A 20,421-nucleotide genomic window follows, 5' to 3' on the forward strand; every position below is an offset into this window, starting at 1 on the left:
AGAGACATTACTCCTTGTGTTGCAGCAATCTGAACTGCAGATTGGCTTTCACCGCCGGCCACTCCGAGTCCAGAATGGAGAAGACCACAGTGTCCCTGAGGCTGCCATCTTTGAGTATCTTATGGTTTCTCAGCACCCCATCCTGCTTGGCGCCGAGGCGGGCTATGGCCTGTCTTGAGGCCTGATTGAACCAGTGGGTACGAAACTCCACTGCGATGACGCCCAAGGTTTCGAATGCATAACCGAGCAACAGGAGTTTGGTTTCTGTGTTGATGCCGCTGCGCTGGGCGCTCTTGCCGTACCAGGTATAACCTAGCTCCAGACGGCGATTGGCTTGATCCCAGGAACAGATACGGGTCGAACCGACCACCAGGCCCGAAAGCTTGTCACGCACGGCGAAGGCCAGCGACTCACCCAGGGATTCGGATTTCATGGCCTCTTGTATATAGGCCGCCACCTCATCCGGATGCGGCACGCTGGTATACCAGAGTTCCCACAAGGCGCCGTCTCGGGCGGCCAGACTCAGAGCCGCGGTATGTTCCAGCGTCAACGGCTCCAACACGACCCTTTCACCCGACAAACAGGCGTGAAGATTAATCTCAGTCAAGCTATCTCTCCTCAAACAGTGATGTCTGTTTGTATCAGATTAACATTAAACTTTGATTAAAAAATAACATTATTTTCATGGGATTGCGATAGGAGGTCGGTCAAATGTAACAACGGGGTAAAAGAGAACCCTTGCCTGCCGGAAGCCGTGGCTCTCTGTGATTCACCAGGCCATGGCCTGGATGGCTCAGAATCCATGCACGCTGTTACTGACCCTAAACCAGCCGGCAATGCTGTTGCGCACCGCCAGGGTTTCCCTGACTTCGTGGGGAAATTGCTCGCTGAGGAAGATCACCAGCGTTCCCATCCTGGGCGCTATCCTCTGCAGCTCTGTACCCGCCTCGTCGAACAGCACCAACTCGCCCTTATGTTCGGCTTGCCAATGGGGATTGAGGAAACACACAGTACTCAAAATGCGGTTTTGGCTGCCCTTGAGCGCATCCAGATGCTTGCGGTAGAAGGCACCGGGTCGATAGACGGCATAATGGCTTTCATAATCGAACAGACCCATAAACAAACGCCGGTTGAGGCCATCCTTGAGCTGAGCCATGAGCGCCAGATAGGCACTGTCCGGCTGCTGCGAGGCATCGAGCCAACTGATCACGTCCGAACGTATCTCGGGGTTAAGCTGCTGCTCAACCCCGCGTCCTATGGCGGCCGGCCTGAATTCATTCAGTGCCGCTGTCTGCATCTTTTCCAGCAGAGCCTGGGTCACACATGTGGGAATGGCATCGGCCAGAGAGACGTAGCCCTTATCGGCCAGCGCATCTGCAATCACATCCAGCACAGCTTCACTCAATTGCGAAACCATCATTGCTACATCCAAAAAGAGACTACGCTTTTGCTGTACTCAAGGGCTCGAGGGGAAGATTCCGAGCCTGATTTTCGAGGGGCGTCATTAAAGGATAAATGTCATCTATCCCGGTAAAAAAACTGACGGAATTTTAGGGTAAAGTCCCGCCAAAGACAACTAAATTAAATCTTTTTATTTCAACAAGTTAAACATATAGAGTGAAGTTCTATCTCGGGAGCCTCCGGAGAGTGTCGCCAATAACCCTCGAAGCCGAGCCCGAGCCTTGCCAGGATCGCCTTGGAGGCCAGATTCTGGGGGTTGACTATTGCCACCAACCTGGCGAGGCCAAGCGCCCTGGCGTGATCCAGAGTGGCCTTTGCCGCCTCCAGCGCATAGCCCTTGCCTGCATATTGAGGCAGGAAGGCATAGCCTATGTCGACATCGGCCAGGGTCGGACGTTTTATCAGGCCACAGCTACCTATCACCTCGCCTGTGGGTTTCAACTCCACCCGATACAGACCGAAGCCGAACTCGGCATAGCTGGCCATGGGGCCATTGGCAATATGGTCACTCGCCTGCGCCAGGGTGCGTACCCCGCGATCGCCGATATTGTCCAAAAATCCCTGGCTGTTGAGCAGCGCCAGCATGAAGGCGGCATCGCTGCGCTGCAGTTGACGTAACACTAGCCTTTCGGTTTCGATTAACATACTGCACTCCTGTTCAAAAATCCTGTCTTCCAGGCTGACTTAGAGATAGCGGGCGAACGCCGAGCCATCCCTGGTGGCCTTGATGGGCGCCTTGACCGCAGGCGTGCCCAGATAGAGGAAGCCCACTATCTGATCTGCCGGGGTCAGGCCGAGTCGCTGTTTCACCAGGGGATCGAAGGCGAAGTCCCCGGTACGCCAGACGCCACCCAGCCCGAGGGAAAACGCCGCCTGTTGCATCGCCATGGTGGCACAACCGGCAGCTATCTCCTGCTCGATAACCGGCACCTTGGGGTGGACCTGAGTCTTGGCCACCACAGTGATCACCATGGGCGCGCGAAACGGCATGCCCCTGGCCTTGCGCAGCAAGTCCTCATCCGCGCCCTTAGCCTGTGCCGCCTCGACATAAATGGCCGCCAGCCGTTCCAGCCCTTCGTCCCTGGCGATGATAAATTCCCATGGCGTCAGACCGCCGTGGTCCGGCACCCTGGCCGCAGCATCGAGAATGATTTTAAGCTGGCGTTCATCCGGCGCCGGTGCCGTTAACCTGGGGGTGGATTGGCGGGTAAGCAGCAGTTCTTGTGCGTTCAACTTATTGTCCTTACAGAAATCTTATTGCGTTCGAGAATAACAAATTGCCGGCCAATAAACATAAAAATCCCACCGCCAAGGGTGGGATCTTGGCATCTAAGCGCTAGCCGGCAATCCCATGACGTCTGGCGATGACATGGTCCAGGCTGGTATAACGTCCACCGCCCAGCACCAGCAGCGCCAACAGCATGATGAAATAAGTGGCGGCAAACTCTATGCCGTTGTTGAGCACCACGAAGTTACCCGAGCCGGTCAACCACTCATAGTTACCGTATTGCTCCAATATCTCCCTGGCTCTGGACAAGCGCTCCACCGAGCCCATCACCCTGTCATTGGCGAGCCAGGAGCCGGGATCTGCTATGGCCAACCAGCCATTGGGCCAATGCACGGTAAAGGCCGCCACCAGCATGGTGATCATCAGCGGGATGCTGATGATCCGGGTCGCCAAGCCGAGCAAGAGCAGGATGGAACCGAAAAACTCGGTGCCGGCCGCCAGACCCGCCATGACTTCCGGCATGGGCAGGCCCAATCCCCAGTCTGGATTACCGAACCAGGCCGCAGTGTCTTCGAAATGCGTCAGTTTTTGGTAACCTGCCTGCATCAACACGGGGGCCAGATAGAGCCTCAATGCCAAGGGGGCCAGGCCGTCGATGCAGCGGATCATGTTGAGAAACGTCTGATATAGGGGGGCTAGTTGCATGCTGACCTCTTCATTTGTGTGGGTTGCCGTTTGGGTTGCCGGATAAGACCCCCAGACAGGGAGATATCTTTCATCCCGGCATGTTCTGGGCACTCAGAAGGCTTCCTGGTTCAGTTCGATTAGATCTTTAATCAGCTTATTCAATTTCTTATTGAAATGTTTCGCCTGCTTCGCCGAGAGGGTCTGACTGACGGCCAGCAGCATGGCACCGAAGTTTTCGGTATTTTGCTGCAACTTGACCTTATATACCTCGGACTTGAGTTCATCCGGCCGGGTCATCAACAGCGTCAGGCGCTCGGATAACAACGCCCTGTCCTGGCGCTGTGCCAATGCCTGTTCGAATTGCCTGAGCCATTCATGGCGGTACTCCAGCCACATATCCAGTGTAGCCAATCTTTGGCTATTGTATTGATGAATAAGCGCTTGCTGCGCCTCGCTGACACTGCCGAGCCAGTCGTCGAACTGCTCTGTCAGGCGCGCGTCCGAATCTGCCACCAGCTGAAGCTGGGTCTTGCCGGCATATTCCCCAACCAGTTCCCGCTCGTTTTTCCTGAGGACGCCTATGATTTCCCCGACCTGCGCGTCGCTGAAGGAGGCCACCAAGGGCAAGAGATCCGGCAGGGCATATTCAAACAACCTGAACCAGTGCGCCTTGGCCTGGGCAATATGCCGGGCCCACATCTGAGGTGTCAGGCTGTGGTCATTGATGGCGGTGGCCAGGGATTCAAGTTGCGCCGCATAACGGGCCAACTCTTCTTTTTGATGCCAGACGACAAACTTATCGACCAAGGCCTCGAACGCCTTTTCCTGCTCGTCATTGAGGGTGACATAGTCTTCCACCTCCCACTCTATGGCCCAGTCGAGAAAGTGGTAGCTGAATTTAGTCGAACAGCCGACGAGCAGCAGGACACCGAGCAGCAAGGGGAAAAGTTTTTTCATCGACCAGGGATCCATCCAGGTATTCAATAAGACGTCGGCTAGCTTAGCCCAGCTGTGGAGCACAAAAAAACACTATTTTGTAACAAGACAGTAAAAGCTGTCGAACCAGCCCAGGTACGCCTGGCGTTGCTTGGCATCGACTTCCTGTCCCGCCAGCAGCAGGGCCCAGCAGGCGGCAAACACCCAATATATGTCTATGGCACTCGTCAGGGCAGCCCCGGCAGCGGGCGTGAGATGAGGGTGTCCGGTCAAGTAGTGGGCCGTCAGCCAATCCCGCTGTGCAACTGACAGCCCATGGCTGGCCAACACCCCAGCCAATTCGAACAGAGGATGGGAGGCGCAGGCATATTCAAAGTCGATGCAGACCAACTGATTGTTGCGCAACAGCAGATTATGGGGATTGAGATCCCTATGACAATACTGGTGGCGCAACAGGCAGGCGTCGAGTCGTACCAGCCAAGCATCAAGGTGCGGCGTCAGCGCCAGCAGCCGGCGGTGACGGGTCAGCCAGTCCGCGGCAGCGGCCCCTGCCGCCAGGCGTTGCAGCTTATGCAGGTATGCCTGCCACTGGCCCGCGACACTCATGTCGTTGGCCGGCAGCGGTAACGCTTGCAGCCGCTGCAACAAGCCGAGCAATTGGCCGGCGGCATCGGGCCGCAGCGGCTCGCTGCGACCGTCTCCGCTCGCAGGCACGGCGGCCGCCAAGGCCTCCCAGGGGGGGGAGGCCTGCGGAACATATTCACTCAGGTAATATTGATGGTCGTCGCTGACCCACAGGAGCGCCGGCGCCAGGCCCCCGGACTCGGCCAGTCGCCAGTTGGCGACTTCCTCGGCCCTGTTACACAGGAAACTGGATGCCCGGCTGTTGACCCTGAGCACCCAGGCCTGGGTGCCCGGTGCTTTGATGCCCTGTGCCTTGTTGCTCAATGCCCTGGTCTGCAGCAGGTAGTTGCTGTTGCTCAGTCCCTGGCTCAGCACCTCAACCCCGCTAACCTGGCTCAGGTAGTAGCGTGGCAAGGCGGCGAGCACCTGTGCCGGTAAGCCGGAGACGGGCAAGCTCAGTGGCCCTGTACGGCCAGAGACTGGCTCTGACGTTGCCGCAATGCACCGCGCCACAGGAAATAACCCCCGACAGCCAGGCCGACATAGAACACGAATAGCAAGGAGGTCAGCATCAGACCCTTGTTGAGGTAGAGGTAAATGGAGACGAGATCTATCACCACCCAGTAGAGCCAGTTCTCCAGTACCTTTTTCGCCACCAAATAGGTGGTCATCACGGCGAAACAGCTGGTCGCCGCATCGAGATAGGGAAAGGCCGCCTGGGTGTAGGTCGCCATCATGTGGCCCACGCCCAGGGAGAGCAGCGCGGTTCCCGCAATCAGGCTCAGGTGCGTCTTCAGCGGCCAACTGCTGACCTCGACCCCGGCATGCTGCTCGCCGCCCTGGCTCCAGAGCCAGTAACCGTAGACCGCCATCAGCATGTAATAGATGTTGAGCACTGACTCCATCAGCAGGGCCACCCGCCAGAAAAGCACTGTGTAGATGGCCGTGCTGGCAAAGGCCGCTCCCCAGCACCAGACATTGGCCTTCATCGCCAGCAAGAGGTAGGCCAAGGCCAATACCACGGCGAGCGCTTCCCAGGCGGTCATCAGCTGTACCTCGGCCGAAGCCGAACTCAGGGTGTCGACCAGGCTTAACCAGAATTCTGTCATGCTGTCTCTCTGCTTCTCGCTTATTTGTTTCTTACTTAGTCGCTTGTTTGTCTCTTAACTCGTCGCTTGCTTGTCGCTGGCCTTGAGCACAACAGCGACCTACTCGCTATGCGCCAAGTCGAGTTCACCGCCGATAAACTTACACACAAATACCGCCTTGCCCCACTTCTGGTGTGCCGCCGCCATCTCTTTGGCAAGCATGGCCATGACGTCCGGGTAGTCGCCGCACACCTGGGTCGCCATGGCGTTGGTGACCCTCTCTATGTTGGGGTAGGCATCGACCCGGGCGATGAACCACCTTATGGGGTCCAGGTAATTGTCTTGCAGCGGGTACATGCTGATTTCTGCCGTGAGTTTCATCTCTATCTCCGGATTGCGTGCTTTACTTTGGCCTGTGCCAGAACCGGCACAGGCCCCTTGTCGCCAACTCTGATGACCTTCAGCCCTACAGATAATCGTATCTGAAGCTGATCCCCAACTGCCTGGGATCACCGTAACGTATATATTGCTGCGATGCCCAGTCCAGGTTGGGTTCGTTGCCGAAGAAGAAACCACGCACGCCGTAGGCTTCATCCGTCAGGTTGCGGCCCCAGAGATACACGGACCAGCTGGGCGTTTGGTATCCGAGGCGGGCATTGACTAACCTATAGTCGTTCGAGACAGAGTCATTGCTGTCAGAATAGTAGAAGGCGTCCATCCCAGTCAGGTTCAGGTTGGCGAACCAGCCGGCGTCGCTATGCCAGGTGCCGCCCAACTGGTAATTATAGTTGGGGGCATGGGCGAGCTCACGCCCGGACAGATCGACCAGGCCGCCATAACCATCGTCATAGCTGTATTGGTCATATTTGGCCTTGAGCAAGCCAAGGGAGCCGTAGAGCTCCAGACTGCTGCTCAGATACCAGGTGGCTTCGGCTTCCAGACCATAGTTGGTCGAGCTGCTGGCATTGGCCGTGTACAACTGGAAATCGCCGCTGTTGGGAATTTGCACCGAGGCATCGACCTGTTGATCTTGTCTGTCCATGTAGAACACAGATACCCGGCTGGCGAGTGCGCCATCGAACCAGGAGCCGCTGTGGCCCAGTTCGTAATTGTACAAGGTCTCGGAATCGAAGTTGCGGTACTGGCTCAATGCCGCCGGCAGATCCATGTTGAAGCCGCCCGACTTATAACCGCGGGACACCTTGGCGTAGAGCATCTGATCCGATTCGAATTGATAGCTCACAGACACATGGCCGCCCCACAGGTTTTCCGAGGGCGAGAAACTGTTGTCGGCTTGCTTCGAATCATCCTGATAATCGCTCTGCCAATGCTCGAAACGCACACCGGCGGAATAGTGCCACTGGCCCAGGTAGGTATCCAGTTGGGCAAAGCCGGCCAGCTTGGTGGCGTTGTAATCGCTGTTGAGGTTGCTCACATCCAGGGGATCCGGACTGTAGCGCTGCTCTATCTGTAACGCATTGGCTTCGGACAAGCGATTGTAATAGCCGCCGAACAACCAGTCTGTGGTGCCGGCGAAAATCCGCCCTGCCTGGCTGGACAGCAATCTCAGCTCCTGGGTGAAATTCTGCCTGTCGGCGGTCTTGTCCCACCAATAATCATAGACACAGGGCGCACCATAACAGCTCAGGTTGGCCCAGTATTCGGGGTTGGCCCAGTCGCCGTCGTAGGCCTGACGCTGCTTGGTGTCGGCGAAGCTGGTGCGCGACTCAAGTGACCAATTGTCATTGGCCTGCCAAGTCACTTTCAGGCCAGCGGCCGTGGTGTCCTGGGTATCGACACCGGGTCTGTCCGAGTAGGTAGTGTCGCCGTTGCTGTCCAGGGACCAGGCATCATAGCCATTGTCAAAATTGCCCTGCAACAGGGTGAAATCCAGCTGCAGTGCATCCGTAGCGTACCAACGCAACTTGGCCTTGGCCGACAGCTCATCACGGGCATTGGTATCGTCGCGTCCCAGGTAGGCGTTGTCCATGAAACCATCTTCCTTATGGGAAGAAACAGACACCCGCCCAAGCAAGGTCTCGTCGGCATTCAAGGCGCCGCTGGCATAAGCCCCGGCGCTCCAGAGAGCGTCTGTGCCCAGGGTCAACTCGGCGCCGGCTTCCGTCACTGCGGTTGGCTCGGCACTCTTGAGGTAAATCGCCCCGGCCAATGCATTGCCCCCGAACAAAGTGCTCTGTGGGCCACGCAGCACTTCCACCTGCTCTATGTCAAACAGATTGGATGCCATGCCCAGGCCGGACAAGTCAATGTCATCGATGAAGAAGCCGACCGAAGAGTTGGGCGCGCCCTGGTATTCTTCCTGATCGCCGACACCGCGAATTTGGAAATACCTGGCCCTGGAGCTGCCGCCGGACCAGTTCATGTTGGGAATGGCATTGAGCACATCCTGGAAGTTTTGCCCGCCATCGTCCAGCAAGCGCTGGCGATCCAGGACGCTGAGACTCGCAGGTACGTCTTCGATGGAGGTGGCACGAAAGTCGGCGGTCACAACCATGACGTCCATTTTTTCTTCGGGAAGGGTTTCGGTGAGCGTGGCGGTTTGCGCCAGTGCGGCCGGAGACAAGGCGGCTAAGATAGCCAGTGACAGCACAGACTCGGGTTTCAGGGTAAACATAGGACCTCAAATATTCAGTTTGAGATCCGGCAAAGTGTAAGCGATTCAGAAGTGCGCAATTGACAGGCCCATTCCTACGCCGGTATTAGCCGGATCAGGTTCTAAGGGTTCATCGTTCGACATCTCAGTTCGGTGCTTGGCACAGAACACCCCTTGGCGCCGGCAAGTATACCCGAGTTAGGCAACAAGATGACAGGTTTGTATCACCTTGATGTGGAACTCATTGCGGCAAAAAACAAAACGCCGGCAAAGCGGCGTTTTTATCTTCAGTTGGCCACCAACGACAGGGCCTGCCTCAGTTGGAGATGGCTTCCCTGACATAGACTTCGAAGGCGACCGCATTGGCATTGGGTGCCAGCGCATTGACCTGCAGCTGCTGCTTGCCATGCAGCTTGAGCGGCTTCCAGCTGCCGGCCTCCCCTTCCAGGCTATAACCGCCGGCATCGAACCAGGTGAACTTGTACTGCAAATGCAGATCTGTGCCTACCTTGCTGGCAACGACCGCCGAGCCTTGCAACAGTCCGGCCTGCAGCCTGCTGCCGGCATGCTCGACCGCCACCTGGCGGGCCAGGCCGGCATTGTCTACCCTGACGTCGCCGGCGGAATTCACTGCGACCCCGGCGGTATGGGGGGCACAGGCGCTTAAGCCAACCAAGGCGGATGCCGCCATGGCCGCCAATAACAGATATGTCGCTTTCATCTCTACTCTCCCTGTTTGCTTAGCTTGCTCGATACACTAGTCGACCAGGAAGTGAGCCCTGGCGGTAGCGATCAACTGTTTGCGGTTGGTCTGCCAACAATTGATGTTGACGTTGGCGACCCTGCGTCCCTGACGGGTGATGCGGCATTCGGCGAAGGTATCCTTATGATAGCCGGCCCTCAGGTAGTCGATGGAGAAATCCACCACCTTAGGCACCTTGGAGGTCTGCATGAACACCATCAGCTGGACTATCGCCGACATCTCCATGAACCCGGCTATCACCCCGCCGTGGATCGCCGGCAACACGGGATTGCCTATGTTGTCGTCCTTGGCCGGCAATTTAAACACCAGCTCATCACCGAAACGCTCCACCGCCATGCCGACAAACTTGGCATAGGGCACATGCTCCAGCAGGTGACCGAAATCGTTCAGCTCTGTGGCGCGTTTGACTATGCCCTTGACATCCAGCGGGCCTTTCACATCCAGGGCGGGATGGGACTGGGTCACGCTGGCCTCGTTGGCCTGGCCCTTGTCGCCGTCCTTGCCCATCAGGGCCTTGCGAAACTCATCGCCGACCATCTCAGGGCTGATGCGCATGAAGGACCCCACGGCATGGGCTATGGGATCGTCTATGCTGTCCTGGTAGGCGATCGCCCGGGTGAAGGCGATGCTGGAGGCCAGCTTATAGCATTCGGCGAACGCATAGACAGGCTTGTTGGGCTCGGCCGGTTTCATATAGTCGACCCGCAAGTCCAGGGTCGGCGAGATCTCCAGCGAGGCAAACTTGTCGAAGATGGCACACACCACGGCGCTGCCACAGGCGGTGTCCATCAGGGTGGTAATCACACCACCGTGGATCACCCCTGTATCTGGGTAACCTATCAACTCTTGACTGTAGGGCAGCTCGATCAGCACATGATGCTCGCTGGCCTCATGCACCGTCAGCCCCAGACGCCGGCACTGGGCCAGCTGGTTGACGAAACGCCCCGCCAACTGGGTCAGAGGGAAAAAGTCCGGGTTGACCTTCATAGACGCTGGCTCAGCATGGGGCCAAGCGCTGCGCCACCGAGCAGGTGCATGTGAATGTGATACACCTCCTGGCCACCGTGACTGTTGCAGTTCATTATCAGCCGATAGCCATCCTCGGCTATGCCTGCCTCGGCGGCCAATTTGGCCGCCACTGTGACCATGCGCCCCAGCGCCAGTTCATCCGATGCCTTGACATCGTTGGCGGTGGCGATCAAATGGTTGGGGACTATCAATATATGGAGCGGCGCTTTGGGGAAGATGTCGCGAAATGCGGTGACCAATTCATCCTGGTACAGGATATCGGCCGGGATCTCACGACGAATAATTTTACTGAAAATGGTTTCTTCTGCCATGGGTCATTCCTCCTTGGGGCAACTTGGCTAGTATACTCGTAATTCAACACTTTGTGACGCGCCAATTGCAGCCAACGCCGATTTTTGGCAGCATGTGGGCCACTGGCTCAAGCCGTATTCTAACAATAGCCGCTCAGGACAACAGATGATTAACTACCGGATAATTCCGCTGGACCCCAACGCCCATCTCTTTCAGGTCGAAATGACCCTGCTTAAACCCAACCCGGTACAACAGCTGTCGCTGCCGGCCTGGTTGCCCGGCAGCTATATGGTGCGGGATTTTGCCAAAAACATCATAGATCTGCAGGCAAAGGATGAGAAAGATAACAGCCTGACGCTGGAACAGTTGGATAAACAGACCTGGGCAGTGCTGGGCAACGGCCACGAGCTGCACCTGAGTTACAGGGTGTATGCCTGGGACCTGTCGGTACGTACCGCCCACCTGGACAGCCGCCATGGTTTCTTCAACGGCAGCAGTGTGTTCCTGGCGGCCAAGGGCTTCGAGGCCAGTGAGCATAAGCTGGAGATCTGCGCCCCCGACGGCGAGCCCTTCACCTCCTGGCGCCTGGCCACCGCCATGACGCGTGCCTCGGGCGACGACTTCGCTTTCGGCAGCTTCACTGCCGAAAGCTATGATGAACTGATAGATCATCCGGTGGAAATGGGTGACTTCAGCCTCGGCAGTTTCGAGGCCGGCGGCGTGCGCCACGACGTGGTGCTCAACGGCCGCCACCTATGCTGCATGGAACGCCTATGCCAGGATCTCAAGGCCATCTGCGACTATCAGATAGCCCTGTTCGGCACCCCTGCCCCCTTCGAGCGCTACCTCTTCATGACCACGGTGCTGGACAATGGCTTCGGCGGCCTGGAGCATAGGGCCTCCACAGCGCTCATGTGCTCGCGCAAAGATCTGCCGCTGTCCATGACGGCAGAAGTCAACAAGGACTATCGCACTTATTTGTCGCTATGCAGCCATGAATATTTCCACAGTTGGAACGTCAAGCGCATCAAACCCGCGGCATTCGTGCCCTACAAACTGGACAGCGAGAGCTATACGGAGCAGCTCTGGGCCTACGAAGGCATCACCTCCTATTACGACGACTTCCTTACCTTCAGGGCCGGGCTGGTCGATGAGGCGAGCTACCTGGAGATGCTCAGCCAGACCATGACCCGGGTGCAGCGCAGCCGCGGCCGCTTCATCCAGACCCTCAAGGACTCGAGCTTCAACGCCTGGACCAAGTTCTACAAGCAAGATGAAAATGCCGACAACGCCATCATCAGCTATTACACCAAGGGTGCCCTGTTTGCCCTGTACCTGGACTTGACCCTGCGTCTCGAGACTCAGGGGCAATACAACCTGGACCACCTGATGCGGGCCCTGTGGCAGGAGTTCGGCCTGACGGGCCGCGGCACGGACAACGACAGCCACCAGCGCATAGTCGAGCGCCTGCTCGGCCGCAACTGTGACGATATCTTCAGCTTCCTCAGCCGCACCGACGACATCCCCCTGGCCCCCTTGCTGGCGCAATTTGGGGTGGCCCTCAACCTCAGGGCCAGCAGCGGCCAACAGGATCTTGGCGGCGGCCCCCCCACTGGGCTCAAGCTGAGCCTGGGGGCCAAGTTCAAGGCCGAAGCCATGGGGCTGAGACTCATCAGCGTGAGCCAGGGCGGCGCCGCCCACCGGGCGGGACTCAGTGCCGGCGACCTGTTGCTCGCCGCCGACAACTTGCAGGTGACGGCCCAGTTCGAGCAGTTGCTGCAGAACTACCATGAAGGCGAGACCCTGACGCTGCACTGGTTCAGACGCGACGAGCTGATGACAGGCGAACTGCCGCTGCTGGCCGCGCCGTTGGATACAGTGTCACTGAGCATCACCCAGGCGGAACTCGCCGCCCGCTGGTTGACACGCTAACCAGCGCGCCATATCAGCAGACCCGGCATGGCCGCCATGCCGTAAACCCGTTCCTGCACACATAAAAAAGGGAGGCTTTCGCCTCCCAAACACACTTCAAACCTGGTTAACCTTATTAGCTTGCCTTCAGCGCCGCGATGCGCTTCTCCAGTGGCGGATGGCTCATCAGCATCTCGGCCATGGAGCGTTTGCCGTTGATGCCGAATGCCGCCATCTGCGCCGGCATGGCGCCGCTCTCTGGCCCCTGACGCAGGCGCTCCAGCGCCGCTATCATCTTGTTCTTGCCTGCCAGACGCGCCGCACCGGCATCGGCCTTGAACTCACGCACCCTGGAGAAATAGGCCACTATGATGGACGCCAGGATCCCCAGCAGCATGTCCAGCACGAACACCACTGCCATGTAAGCGAACATGCCCAGGCCCTCGCCTTCTTCATCGTTGCTGGCGACGACGTTGTTGATTATGCCGGCAACAACACGGGCGGCGAAGATCACGAAGGTATTGACCACGCCCTGGATCAGGGTCAGGGTCACCATGTCGCCGTTGGCGACGTGGCTGACTTCATGGGCCAACACACCCTCAATTTCATCCTGGTTCATGCCGTAGAGCAAGCCTGTGCTCACGGCCACCAAGGCATTGTCTTTGCTTGGGCCTGTGGCGAAAGCATTCATCTCGGGCGATTGATACACAGCCACTTCCGGCATCTTGATGCCGGACTGCTTGGCCTGACGCGCCACAGTGTCCAGCAACCAACGCTCGGTATTGTCCCTCGGGCTGGTGATGACCTCGCAGCCCATGGTCTTCTTGGCCATCCACTTGGAAATAGCCAGGCTGATGAAGGCGCCGCCGAAACCGAAGATAGCCGCAAACACCAACAGGCCCGTCATGCTGGAAGTATTCACCCCGAGCAGGGACATCACAATAGAGGCCACCAGCAACACCGCCAGGTTGGTCCCTACCAACAATAATATACGCTTCATTCGAGCTCCTTAACGGCAACGAGATGCCAATACATGTTCTTGCAAGACATAATATGTCAGAACCAAATAAATTCAAGAGGCAGAAGATAAATATTTGTTCATCTGGGATAAATCGGTTACCCCAACGCCACCCGGACAATGATGTGTTAAGCCTGTGTCGATTGACTGGGATCTTTGTTAGCATAAGCTGATACCTCCCTTACAGGACATAAGAATGACAATCAACACCTTACTCATCAGCAGCTCCCGGGTGGGCGACACCCCCTACCTGGCCCACGCCATCCCCTTTATCAAGCCCCTGACCGCCAAGGCCCAGAAATGGGTATTCATCCCCTACGCAGGTGTCAGCATGAGCTACGACGCTTATCTGGCCAAGGTGGTGAGCGGCCTGAGCGAACTGCGCCTGGACATCTCGGGCATACATCAGCATGCCGATCCGCGTCAGGCACTGCTGGACGCCGACGGCATACTGGTCGGTGGCGGCAACACCTTCCACCTGTTGCATGAGTTGTATCGCTACGATTTGCTGCACCTGATCCGTGAGCAGGTCGCCAACGGCAAGCCCTACATAGGCTGGAGCGCAGGCTCGAACATCGCCGGCCTGAGCATACGCACCACCAACGACATGCCCATCATAGAGCCGCCGTCCTTCACCGCCTTGGGACTGGTGCCCTTCCAGCTGAACCCCCATTACAGCAACTTCCAGCCGCCGGGACACAATGGCGAGACCCGCGCCCAGCGCTTGTTGGAATTCACCCTGGTGGATCCGCTCACGCCCGTGGTCGGCATCCAGGAAGGCACGGCCCTGTGGCGCCAGGGCGATAAGTTATCCCTCATAGGCGACAAGGAAGGGGTGCTCTTCTGCGGCCAACAGCAGGAAATTCCCATTCCGGTCGGCAGTGATCTGTCGCACATGCTGAAGACGAAATAACCACGCCCAAGCCGGCTGGCGGCTTAATCGCCGCCAAGTGTCCGGCTCAAATGTTCATGGTGACGTTCAAGCCCGGCCCATTCTTGTCGCATAGCGCATGGTACGTTTAGTTGAAGATGCCTGCCGGCAATCGCGTTGGCATTGGATTTCAAGCTCCTTGTCTTTCTAGGCTCGGTGACGCAACAGTGTCCACTTTTAGTGGTGCAGATCATTTGAGGTGCGCCTTCGGCGCCGGACGCAGCAAAGCGTTATCCGGCGTCGAGGTGCAACTGCAGCCAAAGCTCCAGCAAGGTCACTTGCCATAACCTGGAGCCGAAGCGGGTAAGCTGACGCTCGGGGGCGGCTAACTGTGTTTTGCCAGCGCCTCCAGGCTGAGGAATTCGGCGGCCCTGGCCGCGTTGGCTTCCTCCAGGAAGGGAATGCAGCCAAGCATGGGTGCACTCATGATCTCCTTCAGGCTGTCGAGATTTTCCTCGAACATGCTCATCTCAGGGTCGACACAGTTGGCGACCCAGCCGGCGATCTCCAGGCCGTCGGCCAGTATCGCTTCCTGGGTCAGCAAGGCATGGTTGAGACAACCGAGCTTCATGCCGACCACCAAGATCACAGGGATAGACAGGCTCTGCACCAGCTCCGACAGGTAACGTCCCTGCCCCAGTGGCAGGCGCCAGCCGCCGGCGCCTTCTATCAGGCAGAAATCGGCCTCGGCGAAGGCGGCTAAATCCAGCTGCGCCAACACGGCCTCGGGACTCAGGGAAACCCCCACCTTGGCCGCCGCTATATGCGGCGCTATGGCGGGTTCGAAGGCTATGGGATTGATCTGCCGGTACGCCAGCTTGACTGACGAGGCCGCCAGCAGCTGCAAGGCATCGCTGTTTCTCAGCCCGGCCGGCGTTAACATGCAGCCAGAGGCTATGGGTTTGATCCCCAGGGTCGACATGGGCCGGCCCGCCCCGGACATTAGCCCTTTCGCCGCCAACAAGAGCGCCGAGCTCACCAGGGTCTTGCCGCTGTCTGTGTCTGTGCCTGCGACGAAGTACATCATATTAAGGCTCCAAGCGCCGGGCGCGGATCTGCGCTATCTGATAGGTCAAGGGCAAGCCTTGGGGGATGCGCAGCGCTTCTGCCGCAGCCACCAGCCTGAGCCAGTCCCGGCGGCCGCGCAGCCCTTTTGCTGTGCCGGTCGCTGTACTGCCCGCAGGGCCGGTAGGGAGTCTGGTCTGGGAGTTCATGCTCTCGCTTGTGCCCGGCGGCGTTGGCGTCACATGAATGGAGGCCCCTACCCCCTTGATGGAATACAAGAGGCTCCTCAGATCCGGGAAGTAGACTGTCATGGGGACCAACTCGGCCGAGAGCACTTGCCACCCGGCCTTCTCTGAGCCAGAGTCTGAGCCAGTGCCATTGCCAGAGCCACAACCAGGGCCAGAGCCGGGCGCACGCTCGAAGGCGCCGCGCAGCACCGGCAGTGACCGGAAGCCATTGACCGCCAAGCCGAGCTGACTGAGTTCGAACAGACTGTCTTGCGCCACCAGGCTCAGGTGAAACTCACCATCGGGGCGCAGCACCCGCGCCGCTTCCGCTACCGCTTGGGGAAAATCCGCACACCATTGCAACGCCAGGTTGGAATAGAGGCAATCGAAGCTGGCATCCTGGAAGGGCAGTCGCTGGGCATCGCCCGCTACCGCTATGTAATCCGGATAAGATAGCGCCAAGGTTTCGAGCATGCCCTGGGCGATATCCAGGGCAAAGACCCGGGCATTGCCCGGAAAATCCGTGCCGGGGCCGGCGCCTATGTCGAGCAATCTGCCCTTGGGGCTGAACTGGCTCAACAGCGAGCGGGCGCTGAGACGCTGCAACACATCGTGTTGCTTGTAGCGCCCGGCGGCGGCAGAAAAACGCGCGCCGACCTGCACCAGGCCGCCATCCGTTGAACCCCGGTTTTGTTGACAAGTGTCCTGTGAACTCGTGCCCTGTGAACCTGTATCTTGTGAATTAGTGTCTTGCTTCATGCCTTGATTCATATCTTGCTGCAAAATGTTGGGCTGGTGCCCTGACTATGGCTTGGGGCCGGCTGCCTGGGTCAGCACCTGTGACAGCGCCGCGACACAGAATTCGATATCCGCCCGGGTATGGCGGGCACTCAGGGTCAGCCGCAGCCGCGCCGAGCCGGCCGGCACAGTCGGCGGACGAATGGCGCCGACCCAGAGGCCGAGTTCGCGCAGCGCCTGGGCCACAGCCATGGTCTTGGCCGCATCCCCTATGATCACCGGCTGGATGGCGGTAGCCGACGCCAGCAGCGGCACCTTGGCCTCCCGGCATAGCCGGGTGAAGCAGCGGATGTTCTCCGTGAGTCCGGCCAGCAGCTGCGGATTATCCAGGGCAAAGCGGCTCGCCGCCAACGCCAATGCCGCATTGGCGGGCGACAGGGCGGTGGAGTATATGTATTCACGGGCATTGCTCACCAGGAAATCGATCAGCTCCCGGCTGCCGAGCACGGCCGCGCCCTGGCAGCCCAGGGCCTTGCCGAAGGTGATCACCTGCACGTCGACCCCGGCGGCATCAGCCTCTTGGCATAAGGCGTTCGCGCCCAGCCCCTGCTCGCCCAGTACGCCGAAACCATGGGCGTCATCGACGATGAGCCAGCTGCCATGCTGCCGACACAGGGCAGACAACTCGGCCAAGGGGGCGATGTCGCCATCCATGCTGAACACACTTTCGGTGATCAGCGCCGCCGCCCCATGCCGGGCCAGCAAGCGCCCGGCGCCCTCTGTCGAATTATGCAGGAAGCGCTTCAGGGTTGCGCCGCTGTCCCTGAGGCCGTCGATCACCGAGGCATGCACCAGCTTGTCGGCCAGTACAATGTCTTGGGCATCGAACAGTGTCTTCATCAGGGCGCCGTTGGCACTGAAACCCGAACAAAACAGCAGCGCCGCCTCATGGCCTGTGAGCGCACACAAGTGTTGCTCCAGCGCCTGGTGGGCCTCACTGTAACCCGTGACCAAAGGCGAGGCGCCGCTGCCGACGCCATAGCGTTTGGCCGCCAGATGCAAGGCATCGGCCAGCGCCGGCTCCAGGGACAAGCCGAGATAGTCGTTACTGCTGAAGTTGAGGAAGGACTTGCCCTCGAGCACGAAGCGCGGGCCGGCGCATGCCTGAGGCTGCGCCGGGGGCGATACCGCCAACGCCTGACGGCGGCGCAGCAATCCCTGGGAGGCCAGGGCGTGCTGGCGGGCGGCTATCTTTGCCGTCAGTGGGCTCATCGACCGGCTCTTGAACAGGCTATCGCGACGTACATAGGACGCAGATCACAGCGCCGCGGCGTCGTAGAATTGCGCCTCGGCCTTGTCCTGATGCGCGGCGGCCTTGGCCAGCAGCGCCTCTTCGGCTTCCAGGCTGTCCAGCGCCGGATTGCTGTTCCTGGCTTGCTCGGGACGCAGGCCCAAGCGACGGAACAGGCTCATGTCGTCGTTTTCTTCCGGGTTGGGGGTGGTCAGCAACTTGCAGCCGTAGAAAATCGAGTTGGCACCGGCGAAGAAACACATGGCCTGCAGCTCATCGCTCATGCTTTCACGCCCCGCCGACAGGCGCACCCGCGACTTGGGCATCAGGATGCGGGCCACGGCTATGGTACGGACGAATTCCAATGGATCCAGATCGTCGAGCTTCTCGAACGGGGTACCAGCCACCTTCACCAGCATGTTGATCGGCACAGAGTCCGGGTGTTGTGGCAGGTTGGCCAGCTGTTGCAACAAGCCCGCCCTGTCGGTGGCCTGCTCGCCCATGCCGACTATGCCACCGGAGCAGACTTTCATGCCGGAGGCACGCACATTGCTCAGGGTATCCAGGCGGTTCTGATAGGTACGAGTGGTGATCACATCGCCATAGTATTCCGGCGAGGTATCCAGGTTGTGGTTGTAATAGTCCAGGCCGGCACCGGCCAGCTCGTTGGCCTGCTCGGGTGACAGCATGCCCAGGGTCATGCAGGTTTCCATGCCCAACGCCTTGACTTCCTGCACCATCTGCTTGAGATAAGGCATGTCTCTTTCTTTCGGGTTACGCCAGGCGGCGCCCATGCAGAAGCGTGACGCCCCGGCGGCCTTGGCGCTGCGGGCCTCGGTCAACACGGTTTCCATCGCCAGCAGACGTTCTTTTTCCAGGCCGGTATCGTATCTGGCGCTCTGGGGGCAATACTTGCAATCCTCGGGACAGGCACCCGTCTTGATCGACAGCAAACGGCTGATCTGCACCTCGTTGGGATCGTACACCTCACGGTGGATGCTGTGTGCCTTAAAGAGAAGATCATTCATTGGCAACGCAAATAACGCTTCTATTTCAGCGCGTTTCCAATCGTGGCGAACCTGCAATGACGACATGGTGTTTACCTTAATTTTCTGTTTTATCTTGGCTAGCATACCTTGAGGCCTTAAACTGTCAACGCCAACCAGTGTTTCACCTTTACTAATGATTAAAAATTAGGCGGAAATGTGAGCAAGCATCCCCAAGACAAGATAGATTTCGACTTCGATCGGCAGCATATCTGGCATCCCTATACCTCCATGACCCAGGCCCTGCCGGTGTTCGGCGTGAGTTCGGCCAAGGGGTGTGAGCTCACGCTCGAGGATGGCCGCACCCTGATTGACGGCACCAGTTCCTGGTGGGCCTGCGTCCACGGCTATGGCCAGGAGCAGATACTGGCGGCCATGCAAGCCCAGCTTTCCCGCCTCAGTCATGTGATGTTTGGTGGCATCACCCACCAGCCGGCGGTGGAACTGTCGAAGAAACTCATCGCCATGACCTGCGAGCCGCTCACCAAGGTATTCCTGTGCGATTCTGGCTCGATCGCCGTCGAAGTGGCACTCAAGATGGCGCTGCAATACTGGCAGGGCCGCGGCCAACCCGCAAAGCAGCGCATTCTGACGGTCAAACATGGCTACCACGGCGATACCTTCGCCGCCATGAGTGTCTGCGATCCCGAAGGCGGCATGCATGGCATGTTCGGCCAGGCCGTCACCCAACAGCTATTCGCCCCCGCGCCCCAGACCCAGTTCGGCGAGCCGCTGCGCAGCGATGATCTCCATGCCATGCGGGCCCTGATGGCCGGGCAGCATCACAGCATAGCGGCGGTGATCCTCGAACCTGTGTTGCAGGGTGCCGGCGGCATGCGCTGCTATGCGCCCGAGTATCTGGTCGAGTTGCGGGCCCTGTGTGATGAATTCGACATCCTCCTGGTCCTGGATGAAATAGCCACTGGCTTCGGCCGCACCGGCAAGCTGTTCGCCTATGAACACGCGGGCATAGCCCCGGATCTCCTCTGCCTTGGCAAGGCCCTGACCGGCGGTTATATCAGCCTGGCCGCGACCCTGTGCAGCGACGAAGTGGCGGCCGGCATAAGCGACTCCCCCGCCGGGGTCTTCATGCATGGCCCGACCTTCATGGGCAATCCTCTGGCCTGCGCCGCCGCCTGCGCCAGCCTGGAGCTGATCAACACGAATCGATGGCAGGCGCAGGTGAGCCGGATCGAGGCCCAGCTCAAGGCCGAGCTGGCCGAGGCCGCCGACTATCCGGCAGTGAAGCAAGTGCGGGTGCTGGGCGCCATGGGGGTGCTGGAGATGCACCAAGCGGTAAACACCGCCCGATTGCAGCAGCAATTCGTCGATCTCGGCGTGTGGATCCGCCCCTTCGCCAACCTCATCTATATCATGCCGCCCTATGTCATAGAGGAGGCGCAGCTGAGCCGACTGACTGCGGCAATGAAGCATGTCGCCCAGGCGCTGACGGCCAACGCCGGGCAAGGCGCTGAGCAAAGCACTGAGCAAGGCGCCGGGTTTATCAGCCACGGCTAGCCGCCAAGCAAAAAG

General features: G+C 58.9%; 21 protein-coding genes and 1 riboswitch. Of the genes, 3 read left to right on the forward strand and 18 right to left on the reverse strand.

Annotated elements, in window-relative coordinates; genetic code table 11:
* Positions 1 to 7: 7 nt before the first annotated feature.
* The 13 genes from LZP73_RS01125 to hinT all read right to left on the reverse strand — a co-directional run bounded on the left by LZP73_RS01125 (position 8) and on the right by hinT (position 10,741).
* Positions 8 to 607, reverse strand: a complete 600-nt coding sequence (locus tag LZP73_RS01125) for a GNAT family N-acetyltransferase (protein WP_234232670.1) — start codon at positions 605 to 607, stop codon at positions 8 to 10.
* 186 nt (positions 608 to 793) lie between these two features.
* On the reverse strand, positions 794 to 1,417 hold the full coding sequence (locus LZP73_RS01130; RefSeq protein ID WP_234233307.1) for a 2OG-Fe(II) oxygenase: 624 nt from the start codon (positions 1,415 to 1,417) through the stop codon (positions 794 to 796).
* A 179-nt stretch (positions 1,418 to 1,596) separates the two neighbouring features.
* Positions 1,597 to 2,106, reverse strand: coding sequence for a GNAT family N-acetyltransferase (locus tag LZP73_RS01135; RefSeq protein WP_234232671.1), 510 nt, complete (start codon positions 2,104 to 2,106; stop codon positions 1,597 to 1,599).
* 39 nt (positions 2,107 to 2,145) lie between these two features.
* Positions 2,146 to 2,694: an NAD(P)H nitroreductase gene (locus LZP73_RS01140; protein ID WP_234232672.1), complete on the reverse strand. Its 549-nt coding sequence runs from the start codon at positions 2,692 to 2,694 to the stop codon at positions 2,146 to 2,148.
* A 103-nt stretch (positions 2,695 to 2,797) separates the two neighbouring features.
* Positions 2,798 to 3,394, reverse strand: a complete 597-nt coding sequence (locus LZP73_RS01145) for an HvfX family Cu-binding RiPP maturation protein (RefSeq protein ID WP_234232673.1) — start codon at positions 3,392 to 3,394, stop codon at positions 2,798 to 2,800.
* A gap of 93 nt (positions 3,395 to 3,487) precedes the next feature.
* The gene (locus LZP73_RS01150) at positions 3,488 to 4,333 is read right to left on the reverse strand and encodes a DUF6279 family lipoprotein (protein WP_234232674.1); all 846 of its coding nucleotides are present in this window, start codon (positions 4,331 to 4,333) and stop codon (positions 3,488 to 3,490) included.
* A 72-nt stretch (positions 4,334 to 4,405) separates the two neighbouring features.
* Positions 4,406 to 5,389 carry a phosphotransferase gene (locus LZP73_RS01155; protein WP_234232675.1) on the reverse strand — a complete coding sequence of 328 codons (984 nt, stop codon included), beginning with the start codon at positions 5,387 to 5,389 and terminating at the stop codon, positions 4,406 to 4,408.
* A gap of 2 nt (positions 5,390 to 5,391) precedes the next feature.
* Positions 5,392 to 6,045 carry a nicotinamide riboside transporter PnuC gene (pnuC, locus tag LZP73_RS01160; protein WP_234232676.1) on the reverse strand — a complete coding sequence of 218 codons (654 nt, stop codon included), beginning with the start codon at positions 6,043 to 6,045 and terminating at the stop codon, positions 5,392 to 5,394.
* Positions 6,046 to 6,144: 99 nt separating this feature from the next.
* Positions 6,145 to 6,405, reverse strand: a complete 261-nt coding sequence (locus tag LZP73_RS01165) for a hypothetical protein (RefSeq protein WP_169562961.1) — start codon at positions 6,403 to 6,405, stop codon at positions 6,145 to 6,147.
* An 85-nt stretch (positions 6,406 to 6,490) separates the two neighbouring features.
* On the reverse strand, positions 6,491 to 8,659 hold the full coding sequence (locus LZP73_RS01170) for a TonB-dependent receptor (RefSeq protein WP_234232677.1): 2,169 nt from the start codon (positions 8,657 to 8,659) through the stop codon (positions 6,491 to 6,493).
* A gap of 54 nt (positions 8,660 to 8,713) precedes the next feature.
* A riboswitch (TPP riboswitch) is annotated at positions 8,714 to 8,823 on the reverse strand.
* A 131-nt stretch (positions 8,824 to 8,954) separates the two neighbouring features.
* The gene (locus tag LZP73_RS01175) at positions 8,955 to 9,359 is read right to left on the reverse strand and encodes a YcfL family protein (protein ID WP_234232678.1); all 405 of its coding nucleotides are present in this window, start codon (positions 9,357 to 9,359) and stop codon (positions 8,955 to 8,957) included.
* A gap of 36 nt (positions 9,360 to 9,395) precedes the next feature.
* On the reverse strand, positions 9,396 to 10,388 hold the full coding sequence (locus LZP73_RS21515) for a PaaI family thioesterase (protein WP_234232679.1): 993 nt from the start codon (positions 10,386 to 10,388) through the stop codon (positions 9,396 to 9,398).
* Positions 10,385 to 10,741, reverse strand: a complete 357-nt coding sequence (hinT, locus tag LZP73_RS01185) for a purine nucleoside phosphoramidase (protein WP_234232680.1) — start codon at positions 10,739 to 10,741, stop codon at positions 10,385 to 10,387. Before hinT ends, LZP73_RS21515 begins: the two co-directional genes overlap by 4 nt.
* Before the next feature lie 145 nt (positions 10,742 to 10,886).
* Between hinT and LZP73_RS01190 the strand changes: the two genes are divergently transcribed.
* Positions 10,887 to 12,653 (forward strand): M61 family metallopeptidase, encoded by a 1,767-nt coding sequence (locus LZP73_RS01190; protein WP_234232681.1) that lies wholly within the window; start codon positions 10,887 to 10,889, stop codon positions 12,651 to 12,653.
* Positions 12,654 to 12,768: 115 nt separating this feature from the next.
* On the opposite strand, the gene htpX is transcribed toward LZP73_RS01190, so the two are convergent.
* The gene (htpX, locus tag LZP73_RS01195) at positions 12,769 to 13,632 is read right to left on the reverse strand and encodes a protease HtpX (protein WP_234232682.1); all 864 of its coding nucleotides are present in this window, start codon (positions 13,630 to 13,632) and stop codon (positions 12,769 to 12,771) included.
* A 214-nt stretch (positions 13,633 to 13,846) separates the two neighbouring features.
* Here htpX and pepE point away from each other — a divergent pair, with 214 nt between their 5' ends.
* Positions 13,847 to 14,563, forward strand: a complete 717-nt coding sequence (gene pepE, locus LZP73_RS01200; protein WP_234232683.1) for a dipeptidase PepE — start codon at positions 13,847 to 13,849, stop codon at positions 14,561 to 14,563.
* Between the two features lie 343 nt (positions 14,564 to 14,906).
* On the opposite strand, the gene bioD is transcribed toward pepE, so the two are convergent.
* From bioD to bioB, 4 genes are read right to left on the reverse strand one after another with little or no spacing between them, the layout of a single operon-like run.
* Positions 14,907 to 15,605, reverse strand: coding sequence for a dethiobiotin synthase (gene bioD / locus LZP73_RS01205; protein ID WP_234233308.1), 699 nt, complete (start codon positions 15,603 to 15,605; stop codon positions 14,907 to 14,909).
* A gap of 4 nt (positions 15,606 to 15,609) precedes the next feature.
* Entirely contained in the window at positions 15,610 to 16,572 is a 963-nt protein-coding gene (locus LZP73_RS01210) for a methyltransferase domain-containing protein (protein ID WP_234232684.1), read from the reverse strand.
* Between the two features lie 45 nt (positions 16,573 to 16,617).
* Positions 16,618 to 17,823, reverse strand: a complete 1,206-nt coding sequence (locus LZP73_RS01215; protein WP_234232685.1) for an aminotransferase class I/II-fold pyridoxal phosphate-dependent enzyme — start codon at positions 17,821 to 17,823, stop codon at positions 16,618 to 16,620.
* Between the two features lie 45 nt (positions 17,824 to 17,868).
* Positions 17,869 to 18,936: a biotin synthase BioB gene (gene bioB / locus LZP73_RS01220; protein ID WP_234232686.1), complete on the reverse strand. Its 1,068-nt coding sequence runs from the start codon at positions 18,934 to 18,936 to the stop codon at positions 17,869 to 17,871.
* Between the two features lie 111 nt (positions 18,937 to 19,047).
* Between bioB and bioA the strand changes: the two genes are divergently transcribed.
* Complete coding sequence (gene bioA / locus LZP73_RS01225) at positions 19,048 to 20,406, forward strand: adenosylmethionine--8-amino-7-oxononanoate transaminase (RefSeq protein WP_326490325.1); 1,359 nt, start codon at positions 19,048 to 19,050, stop codon at positions 20,404 to 20,406.
* Positions 20,407 to 20,421: the final 15 nt, after the last annotated feature.

The organism is Shewanella sp. AS16, assembly GCF_021412365.1.
Classification (GTDB): domain Bacteria; phylum Pseudomonadota; class Gammaproteobacteria; order Enterobacterales; family Shewanellaceae; genus Shewanella; species Shewanella salipaludis.